Source organism: Microlunatus panaciterrae (genome assembly GCF_016907535.1).
GTDB classification, from domain to species: Bacteria; Actinomycetota; Actinomycetes; order Propionibacteriales; family Propionibacteriaceae; genus Microlunatus; species Microlunatus panaciterrae.
In genome coordinates this window covers 1,926,060-1,939,402 of sequence record NZ_JAFBCF010000001.1, presented here as the reverse complement: position 1 = coordinate 1,939,402, position 13,343 = coordinate 1,926,060, and the positions used below count along the sequence as shown (strand labels likewise).

General features: G+C 69.5%; 10 protein-coding genes. 6 read left to right on the top strand and 4 right to left on the bottom strand.

The window, feature by feature from the left end:
* Positions 1-20: 20 nt before the first annotated feature.
* The 3 genes from JOE57_RS08790 to JOE57_RS08780 all read left to right on the top strand — a co-directional run bounded on the left by JOE57_RS08790 (position 21) and on the right by JOE57_RS08780 (position 3,397).
* Complete coding sequence (locus tag JOE57_RS08790) at positions 21-716, top strand: ANTAR domain-containing protein (protein ID WP_204917337.1); 696 nt, start codon at positions 21-23, stop codon at positions 714-716.
* Positions 717-785: 69 nt separating this feature from the next.
* Entirely contained in the window at positions 786-2,762 is a 1,977-nt protein-coding gene (locus JOE57_RS08785) for a heparinase II/III domain-containing protein (protein ID WP_204917336.1), read from the top strand.
* Positions 2,763-2,833: 71 nt separating this feature from the next.
* Positions 2,834-3,397 carry a GNAT family N-acetyltransferase gene (locus JOE57_RS08780; protein ID WP_204917335.1) on the top strand — a complete coding sequence of 188 codons (564 nt, stop codon included), beginning with the start codon at positions 2,834-2,836 and terminating at the stop codon, positions 3,395-3,397.
* A 9-nt stretch (positions 3,398-3,406) separates the two neighbouring features.
* Here the strand turns inward: JOE57_RS08780 and JOE57_RS08775 are convergent, their stop codons facing one another.
* The 3 genes from JOE57_RS08775 to JOE57_RS08765 all read right to left on the bottom strand — a co-directional run bounded on the left by JOE57_RS08775 (position 3,407) and on the right by JOE57_RS08765 (position 6,485).
* Entirely contained in the window at positions 3,407-4,186 is a 780-nt protein-coding gene (locus JOE57_RS08775; RefSeq protein WP_204917334.1) for a class I SAM-dependent methyltransferase, read from the bottom strand.
* An 83-nt stretch (positions 4,187-4,269) separates the two neighbouring features.
* The gene (locus JOE57_RS08770; protein ID WP_204917333.1) at positions 4,270-4,692 is read right to left on the bottom strand and encodes a pyridoxamine 5'-phosphate oxidase family protein; all 423 of its coding nucleotides are present in this window, start codon (positions 4,690-4,692) and stop codon (positions 4,270-4,272) included.
* Positions 4,693-4,799: 107 nt separating this feature from the next.
* Entirely contained in the window at positions 4,800-6,485 is a 1,686-nt protein-coding gene (locus JOE57_RS08765) for a ribonuclease J (RefSeq protein ID WP_204917332.1), read from the bottom strand.
* 20 nt (positions 6,486-6,505) lie between these two features.
* Here JOE57_RS08765 and JOE57_RS08760 point away from each other — a divergent pair, with 20 nt between their 5' ends.
* Entirely contained in the window at positions 6,506-8,320 is a 1,815-nt protein-coding gene (locus JOE57_RS08760; protein WP_204917331.1) for a DUF4091 domain-containing protein, read from the top strand.
* Here the strand turns inward: JOE57_RS08760 and JOE57_RS08755 are convergent.
* Complete coding sequence (locus JOE57_RS08755) at positions 8,300-9,478, bottom strand: ROK family protein (protein ID WP_204917330.1); 1,179 nt, start codon at positions 9,476-9,478, stop codon at positions 8,300-8,302. The genes JOE57_RS08760 and JOE57_RS08755 overlap by 21 nt on opposite strands.
* Before the next feature lie 89 nt (positions 9,479-9,567).
* Here JOE57_RS08755 and JOE57_RS08750 point away from each other — a divergent pair, with 89 nt between their 5' ends.
* The gene (locus JOE57_RS08750; RefSeq protein ID WP_204917329.1) at positions 9,568-10,821 is read left to right on the top strand and encodes a DUF1479 domain-containing protein; all 1,254 of its coding nucleotides are present in this window, start codon (positions 9,568-9,570) and stop codon (positions 10,819-10,821) included.
* An 18-nt stretch (positions 10,822-10,839) separates the two neighbouring features.
* On the top strand, positions 10,840-13,335 hold the full coding sequence (locus JOE57_RS08745; protein ID WP_204917328.1) for a family 78 glycoside hydrolase catalytic domain: 2,496 nt from the start codon (positions 10,840-10,842) through the stop codon (positions 13,333-13,335).
* Positions 13,336-13,343 lie beyond the last annotated feature (8 nt).

The following is a 13,343-nucleotide window of genomic DNA, read 5'->3' as shown; positions in this document are numbered from 1 at the left end:
AGTAATGGCAAGGGGGCGTCATGTCTCAGGGGCTGATCATCGACTATGCCCAGGTGTTCCGAGCAGTCCCGGCACCGACGGTTGTGCTGGACCTCCAACTGACGATCCGGGACGCCAACCGGGCCTATCTGGACGTGGCGATGGCCGAGCCGGAGCGGATCCTGGGTCGGCACATCTTCGAGGCCTTCCCGGAGAACCCGGACGATCCCGGTGCTGACGGCGTCACCGCCCTCAACGCCTCGCTGCAGCGCGTGGTCAGCACCCAGGAAGCCGCCAGCATGCCGGTCCAGCGCTATGACATCTGCAGCCGCTCCGGCCAGTTCGAGGAGAGGTACTGGAACTGGGTCTGCACGCCGATCCTCGACCCCGACGGCGCCCTGGTGGCGATCGCGCACAAGGTGGAGGACGTGACCTGTCTGCGCACGGACCTGGCGCGCGTGCTGTCGTTCTGGACCACCGACGGCGCCGCCGTGCACAGCGCGAAGGCCTTCACCGAGTTGGTGAACGAGGTGAGCCAGCTGCGTGAGGCGCTGACGTCACGGGCCACCATCGAGCAGGCCAAGGGGATCATCATGGCTCAGCTCGGCTGCGGGGCCGAGGAGGCCTTCGACCATCTGACCTCGATGTCGCAGCACACCAACGTCCGGTTGCGCGACGTGGCTGCTGCCCTGGTCTATCAGGCGGCCGGCGGCAACAACGCCCAGCTGCCGGAGTAGTCGCCCAGGTGCGGTAGCGTCGTGGGATAGCGCATTCCGTCACCGGCAACAGAACGGACCTCCAGAGCCATGACGACGTCTCCGCCCCTGCCTGGCCCAGCCTCCAGCCTCTCTGGTGCAGCCTCCGGCCTGCCGGGCGCAGCCTCCAGCCTGCCGCTCGCACGCCTGGCCGACCTGGTCGACACGGTCGACGGCAGCGCCCAACTCTCGGAACGTCGGATCCCACTGCCCTATCCCCGAATCGGCGACAGTCGCTGGCGCGGGGTGGCCGAAGCGCATCGGCTGGACGTCATCAGCACCGCCCGAGCCCTGCTCCAGCACCCCTGGCCGCAGCTGCTGGCCAGCGACTTCGCCCGCTACGCGCTGGATGGAGACCGGAGCCACTACGAGCAGCTCTACTTCGGTCGGCGGACCCGGTTGGTCGCCTCCACACTGGCCGCCGTCCTCACCGGCGAGGAGGCCTGGCTGCGGGATGCCGTCGACGGGCTGATGCTCATCTGCGAGGAGACCACCTGGGCGATCCCGGCGCATGCCACCAGGGCCCAGCAGCGGGGCAGCGCCCTGGCCAGACCCGACGACCTGGACCTGGACCTGTTCTGCGCCGAGACGGGCGGCCTGCTGGCCTGGGTGGACTACCTGATCGGCGACCGACTGGACGACCTGTCGCAGACCATCCGGCCCCGGGTGGCGGACGAGCTGCGGACGAGGGTGCTCGAGCCGTTCCTGCAGCATCGTGACTGGCGCTGGCTGGTGGAGTTCACCAACAACTGGAACCCCTGGATCCACTCGGGCGTGCTGGCCGTGGCCCTGCTCACCGAGATCGACCCCCAGCAGCGACGCCAGGTGATCGGCCGCGCCCTGGAGGGTCTGGACCGCTTCCTCGACTCCTGCCCGGCCGACGGCGGCTGCGATGAGGGCGCCACCTACTGGGGTCGGGCCGGTGGGTCGCTGGGGGACTGCCTCTCCCTCCTCTACGACGCGACCCGCGGTGCCGTCGACGGTTTCGGCCATCCGAAGGTGGCCGCCCTGGCGCGTTACCTCCCGGCCATGCACATTGACGACCAGTGGCTGGTCAGCTTCGCCGACGGTTCGGCGCGACTGACCGATCGGACCATGGCCGAGCCGCTCTACCGGCTGGGCCGGCACACCGACCAGCCGGTAGTCGTCCGACAGGCATTGGCCATCGAACGTCAACTGGCCCGCACGGAACCCCTGGTACGTCAGCTCTCGTCCATCGGCCGGGTGGTCGGCTGCCTGCTGCGACCCAGGGACGACCAGGCCGACACCTTCCCCTACCTGGGTGAGCTGTGGTTCCCGGACACCCAGGTGCTGGTGGCCCGGCAGCTTCCCGGCTCACCGGAGGGCATCTACCTCGCGGTGAAGGGAGGTCACAACGACGAGTCGCACAACCACAACGACATCGGCAACTTCGTCGTCGCCGTGGACGGTCGGCCGATGATCATCGACATGGGCGCGGGCACCTACACCAGGCAGACCTTCGGGCCTGACCGGTATGAGATCTTCACCATGCAGAGCGGCTTCCACAACGTCCCGGAGATCAACGGGCAGCCCCAGCAGGCTGGTCCGGAGTTCCGGGCGGACGCGATGGCGGTCGAAATCGGTCGCGACCAGGTGCGCTGCTCGATCGAGCTGGCCGCCGCCTATCCGGCTGGGGCCGGCGCCAGGTCCTGGCGGCGGCAGCTGGTGCTGGCCCGGGAAAGTACCGACGCCGGACTCGAGGTCACCGACAGCTGGGACCTGGCCACCGGCCCGGCCTCACTGGTCTGGCATCTGATCACGCCGGCCGAGGTCTCCTCGGCCCCCGGGCTGGTCCGGCTGCGCCTTCCCGGGCCCGGCCGGGAACTGGAGATCGGCTACGACCAGGAGCTCGTCACCTGTGCCGAGGAGCCGGTCCCGCTGGCCGATCCGAAGCTCGCGTCGGTCTGGACGTCCGGGTTGACCCGGCTGACGCTGACGGCGACACAGCCACTGCTCCAGCGCACCGGTGCGCTCCGGCTGCGCCTCCGATCTCGGCCTGCGGGCTGACCGGCGTCGCTCCGGGTCGGCGCCCGTCGTGGGACGTTGTGTGAGGTGTTCCTCTCATGCGAGCATGAGGAATGAGCGAGATCACTGTGCGCACTCTGCATGAGGACGACTGGCAGGACTACCGCGAGGTCCGCCTGGCCGCCTTGCAGGAGTCCCCCAACTCCTTCGTCGCGAGCTATGCCGACGAGGCCCGGAAGGATGAGCAGTTCTGGCGGGACCGGATGAACCGATCGGTTCGGTTCCTGGCCATGCGCGACGGCCGGCCTCAGGGGATCGTGAGTCTGGGCGTGCACAGCGAAGAGGACCGGATCGGAGACCTCTTCGGGCTCTACGTCACTCCCGAGGGGCGCAATACCGGGGTGTCATGGCAGCTGGTGCGGGCAGCGGCCCGGGCCGCCAGGAACAGCGGCTACAGCCAGCTCTACTACTGGGTGGGTTCCGAGAACGGTCGGGCAATCGCGTTCGCCGTCAACTTCGGGTTCCGGCCGTCCGGCAAGCGGCGACCGACCCGGGTGGTGAACGAGGAGTTCGGTGAGCAGGAGATCGCCATGGTGCTCTCGTTGTCCACGGATCCCGGTTCAGTGCCCAACCCCACCCGAGACCGGCCCGCCTACGATGTCGGGCCCAGCCGCTGAGGCGGCCGGCTAACCGCGGGTTGCGCTGATCTGGAGCCGGACGTAGTCGATGGTCGGCTCCGGCAGGGCTGCGGCGACCTCGCGCACCAGCTCCGGACGGCGCTCCGGTTCCAGGGCGCGCAGCTGGGCGCCCAGGACGACCGTTGCCAGATAGGCCTCGAGCTGGTCGCCGCGCTCAAGCCGGGCCGGATCCGAAACCAGAGCCACCTGCGGGTCCACAAGTCCAGCAGCCTCCAGGGCGACCCTCGTCTCGGCCACGCCGGCGAAGTTCCAGACCCCGGCACCGTCCTCGCCGGTGACTGCGCGCAGCGCGCGCCGGACGGCGGCGATATTGCCCTGGCCACCGCATTCGGCGACGAACCGCCCGCCCGGCCGCAACACGGCGGCCACCGAGCCGAAGACGACCGCATGGTCGGGCAGCCAGTGCAGTGTCGCCACGCTGATGGCCGCATCCAGCGACAGTCCGAGCTGGAGAGGGGGCCGGAGCTGTAGCGGGCGCCTCAGGTCGGCGTGCAGCACGGTGAGCCGGTCCCGATGCCCCGTCAGCCTGGAGCGCAGCTGGTCGAGCATCTGCACGGAGCCGTCGACGGCGACCACCCGCCCGGACGGCAACTGCTCCAGCAGGTGCTGGGCGTCGCGACCGGTGCCGCAGCCAAGGTCCAGGACCGTCTCGCTGCCAACGAGCTCCAGCCGCTCGACGACATCGCGACCCCAGCGAAGGTGTGGCAGCGGCAGGTCGTCATAGCTCCCGGCATCCCACTCCAACAGCTCGGTCCTCGTTGCGTCCATGCCGCCGACCCTAGGGCGATTCTCAGTCAGCGAGACGGTTTGTCTCGCGCACAGAGACACATAGGGAGGGGCCACGAGTGTGCTCAGTGGGCCGCGATCTCGACCCCGGTGATCTCGGTGACAGGGATCCGGAGGGCGAGCGCCCGGACGCCCGCCGGCCACGCCTCGGGCTCCTCGTCGTCGACCTCCGGCTCCTCCTCGAGCGGCTCGGCGACACCGACGACGTGGATCTCCCAGCCCTCGTGGGCCTCGTCGGCCCGATGGGTGAGGTCGAAGGAGACCTTGGCGCCGGGGGCGTACTGGGCGATCTCGTTGTAGTCAGCGGTCCGTAGGAAGATGTAGCCGTCCTCGGTCTTGTAGTGCACAGGCACGGCGCGATGCCCCCGGCCGGACGTGTAGCCGAGCCGGCCCTCCCGCTGGCTGGCCAGCAGGGCACGGCAGGTGCGCGGATCGAGGGGCCGCCGACCAGGAGAGGGCGTCTTGGTGGCGGTGCGCGAGGAGGGCATGATCAAACTCCCGGGGGTCGAGTTGATGTGACCTCATGGTATTCCGGGAAGATTGGGCACAAATAGAGTCGTTGGTCCCCTTTACTGCTGGGGAAAACTCGGCTAGCTCAGGCGTCGATTACCACCGGGATGATCATCGGGTTACGCCGGTACTTCTTGAAGAACCACTGGCTCAGCGTGCGGCTGATCAACCGCTCCAGCTGCTGGGCGTCCCCGATGCTCTCCTCGGCGGCCCTGGCCAGAGCCTTCTCGATCAGCGGTGCCGCACTGTCGAAGGCGTCGTCATCGTGCACGAAGCCGCGGGCCAGGAAGTCCGGCGCCTCGGCCAGCATGCCGGTATCGGCGTCCACGATCGCGACGACCGTGATGACCCCTTCCTCGGCCAGCGTCCGCCGGTCCTTCAAGGAGGCGTCGGTGGCACCGCCGACAGTCATTCCGTCCACATAGACGTAGCCCGCCCGGACCTTTCCGGTGATGGAGGCGCGGCCGTCCACCAGGTCGACCACCACACCATCGTCGGCGATCACCACCCGGTCACGTGCGACGCCGGTGCGGACGGCGAGATCGCCGTTCGCCTTGAGGTGCCGCCATTCGCCGTGAACCGGCATCACGCCTCGCGGTCGGACGACGTTGTAGCAGTACACCAGCTCGCCGGCGCTGGCGTGACCGGAGACGTGCACCTTGGCGTTGGCCTTGTGCACGACGTTCGCGCCCCACCGGGTCAGGCTGTTGATCACCCGGTAGATGGCGTTCTCATTGCCCGGGATCAACGAGCTGGCCAGCAGCACCGTGTCACCCTCGCCGATCCGGATCATGTGGTCCCGGTTCGCCATCCGCGACAGCGCCGCCATCGGCTCACCCTGCGAACCGGTGCAGATCAGCGTCACCTTCTCGTCGGGGAGCTTCTCCAGCACCTTGAGGTCGACGACCAGGCCCTTGGGGATCTTCAGGTAGCCGAGATCGCGCGCGATACCCATATTGCGCACCATCGACCGGCCCACGAACGCGACCTTGCGGCCGTGGGTGTGGGCGGCGTCCAGCACCTGCTGGATGCGGTGTACGTGGCTGGCGAAGCTGGACACGATCACCCGCCGGGGGGCGGTGCGGAAGACGGCCTCGATGGCCGGTGACAGCTCGCTCTCGGAGGTGGTGAAGCCCGGCACCTCGGCATTGGTGGAGTCGGTGAGGAACAGGTCCACGCCCTCCTCTCCCAGCCGGGCGAAGGCGCGGAGGTCGGTGATCCGGCCGTCCAGCGGGAACTGGTCCATCTTGAAGTCGCCGGTGTGCAACACCAGTCCGGCCGACGTCCGGATGGCGACGGCGAGGCTGTCGGGGATGGAGTGGTTGACCGCAACGAACTCGCAGTCGAACGGACCGAGGGAACGCCGGTGACCCTCGGCCACCTCGATCGTCTTCGGCTTGATCCGATGCTCCTTGAGCTTGGCCTCCACGAAGGCGAGCGTCAGCCTGGACCCGATCAGCGGGATGTCCGGGCGTTCCTTGAGCAGGTAGGGCACCCCGCCGATGTGGTCCTCGTGACCGTGCGTCAGGACGATCGCCTCGACGTCGGCCAACCGGTCGTGGATCGAGCTGAAGTCAGGCAGGATCACGTCCACGCCGGGCTGGTGCTCCTCCGGGAAGAGCACGCCGCAGTCGACGATCAGCAGCTTGTTCCGGTGCTCGAAGACGGTCATGTTGCGGCCGATCTCACCCAGCCCGCCGAGCGGGGTGATCCGCAGAGCTTTGCGGTCCAGCTTGGGAGGGGCGCCGAGGTCGGGATGAGGATGGCTCATCCTATGAAACTAGTGGAGGAATGGCCGTTTTCTCTAACCGGGGTGGGCCCTCACCTGCCGTCCCGGCCGTCCGGCGCTCCGGAGGGCCACTAGGGTTCTGCCCAGGACCCGGTCACTACGCTCTGGAGCACATCATCACCAACGGATGGCAGTTCGTCACAGTCGACTCGCTGGAGAAGGTCTTTGCCGACTCCACCCCTCGCCCGCTGAACGCCAGGATCGCTGCCTCGGTGTTCCTTGGCGAGGTGTTCTCCTTCCAGGTCGCCTTCCGGCCGCCGGACTCGGCCCGGGTGCCGGCTGACGCGGTGCAGCTGAGCATCGACGGACCGGCCGCCAGGTTCGTCAGCATCTCCAGCGTCGACCTGGTGCCCTGCACCCTGGTGGCCTTCCCCGGCCATGACGACGGCTACCTGAGGGACGCGCCGGGGCTCTATCCGGACCTGCTGCGGCCGGCGCCGGACGGACGGGTGGAACCGATCGTCGGACACTGGCGCAGCGCCTGGTTCGATGTCTGCGTTCCGAGTGCCGAGGACGCCGGCGACCTCGAGCTGCGGGTCCGGGCCAGCGTGCCCGGCACCGGCGAGACGCTGTACGAGGACGTCGTGCGGCTGCGGGTCATCGGCGAGACACTGCCGGAGCTGGACCTCGTCAACACCCACTGGTTCCATGCCGACGGGCTGGCCGATCACTACGGTGACGAGGTCTTCAGTGAACGGCACTGGTCCACCATCGACGCCTTCGTCGGCAGCGCCGCCCGGATGGACATCAACTCACTGCTGACGCCGGTCTGGACCCCGCCGGTCGACACCGCCGTCGGCGCCCGCCGTACACCGGTGCAGCTGGTCGACATCACCGTCGACGGCGGTGACTACGACTTCGACTTCAAGAAGCTGGACCGGTGGCTGGAGGTCTGCCGCCGGCACGGCATCAGCTACCTGGAGATGCCGCACCTGTTCACCCAGTGGGGCGCCCGGGCCACCCCGGCCATCGACGGCGTCCAGGACGGGAAGCTCACGCAGCTGTTCGGTTGGGAGGTGCCGGCCACCGACCCGCGCTACCGCGAGTTCCTGGTCCAGCTGCTTCCCCGGCTGAAGGCGTTCCTGGCCGAGCGCTGGGGCCTCGACCGGGTGCTCTTCCATCTCTCGGACGAGCCGCACGGTGCCGAGCATGCCGATTCCTACCGTGCCGCCCGGACCGTGGTCGCCGACCTGCTGGTCGACTGCACGGTGATCGACGCCCTCAGCGACTTCGAGTTCTACCGCTCGGGCCTGGTCAGCAACCCGGTCGTTGCCACCGACGCGGTCCAGCCCTTCCTGGACGCCGGGGTGCCCAACCTGTGGGTGTACTTCTGCGTAGGCCAGGACCGCGACGTCGCCAACCGCTTCATCGGGTTGCCGTCCGCCCGGCTTCGGGTGCTGGGACATCAGCTGTTCGCGCATGAGGCCGGCGGTTTCCTGCACTGGGGTTTCAACTTCTACAACTCAGCTCGCTCGACCCGTCGGATCGACCCGTTCGTCGACACCTGCGCCGGTGGCGCCTTCCCAGCCGGCGACGCCTTCATCGTCTACCCGGGACCTGACCGGACACCCTGGGAGTCGATCCGGCACCGGGTGGCAGCCCAGGCGATGGCGGACCACCGCGCCCTCCAGCTGCTGCGTGAGCGGGCCGGTCGGGAGCGCGCGCTGGAGATCATCGATCCGGACGGCACCCTCAGCTATTCGCACTTCCCGCTGGATCCCGACTTCTACCGAGCGGCCCGCGAACAGGTCAACACGGAGATCGAGCAGAGACCCGCAACCGCGGAGAGGGCTCACTCAGCCGGTCAGCAACGCTGACCGGCCGGTGTCGACGGCGAGGTGCACTGCGCCCCGGAGAGCGGCACGGTCGACCTGACCACCCTCGACGCGTACCGGCAGGGTGGTGATCTCGGTGAGGCTGTCGCGCACCCGCTGCTGCAGCGCTGGATGGTTCCCGATCGGCCCGTCGAGAATGACGAGCTCGGGGTCGTTCACGGCGCAGATCGCGGCAATGGCCTGGGCCAGGGTGTCGGCGAACAGGGCCAGCGCCGTCCTCGCCGGCATTTCCCCGGCGACCGCGGCCTCGATCATGTCCGTCACCCGCACGACGTCGATGGACGGCGCGTCCGGACGCCCGAACCCCTGCCGAGCCAGGGTGACGGCCAGGCTCGCCCTCCGGCCGTCGACCGAGCGGATCGGCAGGTAGCCGATCTCGCCAGCCAGCCCGTGTGCGCCCCGCAGCAACTGGTCCTGGAGGAAGTAGGCCATCCCTAGACCGGCGCCTACGTGCAGGTAGGCGAAGCTGCTGGCCTCCCGGGCCGCCCCGGAACGGCGCTCGGCCAGGGCAGCGAAGTTGACGTCGTTGTCGATCAGCAACGGCGCCTCGAGCAGGTCGGCCAGGATCTGGTGCGGTCGGACCAGGCCCTCGGGGAAGGGGGAGTTCGGCAGTGCGATGATCTCGCGGGACGTCGGGTCGACCGGGTTGGCGACCGACAGGCTGACGGCGCGCAGCTCGCCGTGCAACCGACGGCCCGTCTCCAGCACCTGCCGGGCGGTGCGGCGGAGGGACTGGATGAGGGCGTCGGTGTCACCGCTACGCACCGGCGGCTCCCAGCGGCTGTCGAACTCCCGTCCGGCCAGGTCGGCGGCGCTGCTGTGCAGACCGGCCTGGCTCACCTCGAGCGCCAGCACCCAACCGGCCCGCAGATCGAGTTCGTAGAAGCTCGCCACCCGTCCGCGTCGGCCGGTCCGGGTGCCGGACTCGCGCAGCAATCCGGCCTCCTGCAGCCGACGGACCGACTCGGAGATCGTCGGCTTCGAGATGCCGGTGCTGGTGGCGAGCTCGGCCCGGGTGACCCTGCCCCGGCGGAACACCTCGTCGAGCACCGTGCCGTCGGTGATCTCGCGCAGCAGGGTCAGCCGTGGCAGGCCACGCGCCGACGGCTGCTGGTCCGACGGCTGCTGGGTGTTGTCCACCAGGCACCTCTTGCGCTGTTGTCGATGAGCGACTAACGTATCAACCACATTCTAGTTAGGACTCCTTACCAAAGATGAGAGGACGCGCCATGACCGCCGCCGTTACCGACAACCAGGCTCCAGCCGACGTCGCCGCCGCGATCAGGGAGGTGAAAGCGAAGCTGCGAGGGCAGCTCGGGGACGTCGCAGCGGTCTTCGCCGAGGTGGAGGAGGCGATCAAGGATGAAGTGGCCGCCGTCGTCGCCGCCCGGGAGGCGGGCGAGGAGATCTGGCCGGTCGTCCAGTTCGCCGACATCGCCGCCGGAACCGTGCCGGCCGACACCGTCGAGGCGGTCCGCCGTCGCGGCTGTGCCGTCGTCCGGCAGACGTTCCCGCGGGAGCGCGCCCTTGACTGGGACGCGCAGCTCGTCAAGTACCTCGAGCAGAACAAGTTCGCCGAGACCTACTCCTACATCGACGACGGCGTCTTCGGCGGGCTCGCCGCGGCCCGGCCCTCGATCTTCCCGATCTACTGGTCGCGGCCGCAGATGGAGGCTCGCGAGGACCCGAACATGGTCGCCACCCGCGGTTTCCTGAACAGCTTCTGGAAGCACGAGTCGCAGGGCCGGGTCTGGTTCGACCCGACCCGGGACACGGCCTACCCGGACCGGGTCCGGCGCCGGGAGCCCGGCACCAACTCCGGTGGGCTGTCCCCGCACACCGACTCCGGCTCGATCGAACGCTGGCTGCTGCCCGCCTACCAGCAGGTCTTCCGGCACGTCTTCTCCGGTGACTGGCGGTCCTACGACGCCTGGGACGGCGCCTACCGCACCGAGGTCCACGAGTTCGAGTCGACCGTGATGTGCTCGGCCTTCCGCACCTTCCAGGGCTGGACCGCGCTGTCCGACATGGAGCCCACCGAGGGGGTGCTGCATGTGGTGCCCATCCCGAACGCAATGGTCTACCTGCTGCTGCGGGCGCTGCAGGACGACGTCGCCGACGACGACCTGTGCGGTGCGGCCAACGGCCAGGCTCTCCCGGTGAGTGAGAAGTACCACTCGGTGCTGCTGCCGGCGCTCACCCCGATCCCCGCCGTCCAGCCGGGCGACACGGTCTGGTGGCACGGCGACGGCATCCACTCCGTCGGACCGGTCACCGACCAGAAGGGCTGGGGCAATGTGATGTACATCCCGGCCTCGCCCTACTGTGAGAAGAACGCCGCTTATGCCCGGGCCTGTGGTCAGGCCTTCCTGACCGGCGCCAGCCCCAGCGACTTCGCCGCTGAGGACTACGAGGTCAACTGGACCGACCGGATGACGGTCGCCGACCTCAGCGACGTCGGTCGGGCACAGCTCGGGCTCTGAGTCTCGAAGGAGAGACGGATGCAGACCGGACCCGCCCTCGTCGCCAGCCCCACGCCCGCCGTTGCCGACCGCAGCTGGCGAGGGCACTGGATCGGTTCGCGTCCGGCCTCGGCCGGGGATGTGCTCGGGCTGGGCCGGGACGCCGAACCGGCGCCCTTCCACCGGGTGCTGTTTCGCCGGACCTTCGCCGTCGACGCCGTGCCTGACACGGTCCCGGCCCGGCTGACGGCGGACTCGCGCTACGTCCTCTACGTCAACGGCGTGGAGGTCGGCCGCGGACCGCAACGCTCCCAGCCCCGCCGGTTGTGCTATGACAGCCACGACCTGGCGTCCTGCCTGAGGCCCGGGGCCAACGTCGTCGCGGTGCTGGTCACCTACTACGGGAACGCGACAGCGTTCTGGCAGCCGGCCGTCCCGAACGGCAGCCTCGGCGCCGACGCCACCCTCGTTTTCGAGGCGCGGGTCAACGGCAGCTGGCTCGTCTCCGACGACGACTGGCGGGTGCACAGCTCCACCGCTTGGACGATGCCGGAGCGGGCCGGGGTTGACGGTGTGCCGGTGGAGGTCCGTGACGCCCGGCGCCTGCCGCACGACTGGGCCCGCGCCGACTTCGACGACACGGGCTGGGAGCACGCCACCGTGCTCGGCGCGGCCCACATCGGTGGTTTCGGGCGGACCAGGCCGCCGACCGACCCGTACGGTGCGCTGCTGCCGCGCTCGATCGGCGAGCTCACCGGCGAGACCGTGGAGGCTGACCGGGTACGTCGCAGCTATCTGCCGGCCGCGGCGGAGCCGGTGGACCACCCGATCATGGCGGTGCGGCAGGTCGTCGACGGCCACGACCGGGATCCGGCCGAGCAGACCGGGTTCCCGGTCGATCTCGACCCGCCGCAGGGGCAGGTCTCCCATCTGGTGGTGGACTTCGGCCGGATCGTCGCCGGCCTGGTGCAGTTCGAGCTGGAGGCGCCGGCCGGCACCAGGGTCGACCTGCTGTACTGCGAACGGCCCTACGTCTCCGGGGACGACAACCCGCTCTCGGCGCCGCGGATCGGTGCCGGCTATGTCGCCCGCGGACACCATGACGTGTTCGAGGCGCTGGAGACCAACGGCCTGCGCTACGCCCACCTGGTCGTCTCGGCAGCCGACGGCGCTGCCCGGCTGCTCCGGTTCGCGGTACGCGAGCTGCTGTACCCGCAGATCCCCGGAGCGTACTTCCGCTGCGACGATGCCGAGCTGAACGCCCTGTATACCGCCGGGGTCAGAACCGTGCAGCTGAACGCACACGATGCGTTCACCGACTGCCCGACCCGGGAGCAGCGGGCCTGGGTCGGCGACGGGGTGGTGCACCAGCTGGTCCAGCTGACCACCAACAACGACTGGCGGCTGGCCCGCAACTACCTCTGGCTCGGCAACTCGCCGCGCCCGGACGGGATCCTGCCGATGACGGTCGTCGGTGACATCGAGGCCGGCGGCGGGTTCACCATCCCGGACTGGTCGCTGCACTGGGTGCATGGCGTCTACAACCTCTACCGCTACCTCGGCGACCGGTCCGAGCTGCTGTCGCTGCTGCCGACCGTCGAGCGGATCCTGCGCTGGTACCTGCCCTACGTCGACGACCGCGGCACCATCGCTGACGTTCCGGAGTGGAACCTGGTGGACTGGGCCAGCGTGTTCAGCACCGGCCGCAGCGCACTGCTGACGGCGCTCTGGGCCCGGGCGTTGGCCGAGTTCGCCGAGATCGGCGACTACGTCGGCAACGCCGGCAGCGCCGGCTGGGCCCGCGGGCTGCTGGCGCGGGCGGCCGAGGGCTTCGAGGACTTCTGGGACGAGACCCGCGGGACCTATGTCGACCACGTGGTCGACGGTGAGCCTCAGCCGGCCGCCTCCCAGGCGGCGGGGGCGACCGCAATCGTGTCAGGGCTGGCGCCGCAGGAGCGCTGGAGCCGGATCATCGACACCATCACCGACCCGGACACCCTGGTGGTCCGGTCCTGGATCGGCGGCAACGACGGCGGCTACGACCCGCAGAAGATCGCCGACCAGATCCGCGGGGTCCAGCAGGTCGACTGGGACGCCGAGCGTGAGGTGGTGATCGCGCAGCCGTTCTTCTCCTACCTGGTGCATGAGGCCGTGGCGCAGGCGGGCCGGGCCGCGGACCTGGTGACCCTGGTGCGACGGTGGTCACAGTTCCTGGTGGGCGGGTATGACACGTTCGGCGAGTGCTGGGGCTGGGGCACGCCGGTGCACGGCTGGAGCTCGGCGCCGGCCCGCGATCTGGTCGCATACGTGCTCGGCATCACCCCGGCCGAACCCGGCTTCGCCGCGGCCCGGGTGGCGCCGGCACCGGGATCGTTGCGGCACCTGGAGGGTGCCGTCCCGACACCTCACGGCCTGGTCACCGTACAGGTGGATGCTGACCGGGTGAGGATCGTCAGTCCGGTCCCGGTGGTCTTCGTCGGTTCCGACGGCGCCGAGGTCCGGTTGCCCGCCGGGACACAGGAGATCGCCAGGTGAGGCGCCGC

Coding starts and splice junctions, on each gene's coding strand:
- JOE57_RS08775 (WP_204917334.1), bottom strand. CDS start 4,186: ATGGACGCAACGAGGACCGAGCTGTTGGAGTGGGATGCCGGGAGCTAT.
- JOE57_RS08785 (WP_204917336.1), top strand. CDS start 786: ATGACGACGTCTCCGCCCCTGCCTGGCCCAGCCTCCAGCCTCTCTGGT.
- JOE57_RS08780 (WP_204917335.1), top strand. CDS start 2,834: ATGAGCGAGATCACTGTGCGCACTCTGCATGAGGACGACTGGCAGGAC.
- JOE57_RS08760 (WP_204917331.1), top strand. CDS start 6,506: ATGGCCGTTTTCTCTAACCGGGGTGGGCCCTCACCTGCCGTCCCGGCC.
- JOE57_RS08770 (WP_204917333.1), bottom strand. CDS start 4,692: ATGCCCTCCTCGCGCACCGCCACCAAGACGCCCTCTCCTGGTCGGCGG.
- JOE57_RS08790 (WP_204917337.1), top strand. CDS start 21: ATGTCTCAGGGGCTGATCATCGACTATGCCCAGGTGTTCCGAGCAGTC.
- JOE57_RS08750 (WP_204917329.1), top strand. CDS start 9,568: ATGACCGCCGCCGTTACCGACAACCAGGCTCCAGCCGACGTCGCCGCC.
- JOE57_RS08765 (WP_204917332.1), bottom strand. CDS start 6,485: ATGAGCCATCCTCATCCCGACCTCGGCGCCCCTCCCAAGCTGGACCGC.
- JOE57_RS08745 (WP_204917328.1), top strand. CDS start 10,840: ATGCAGACCGGACCCGCCCTCGTCGCCAGCCCCACGCCCGCCGTTGCC.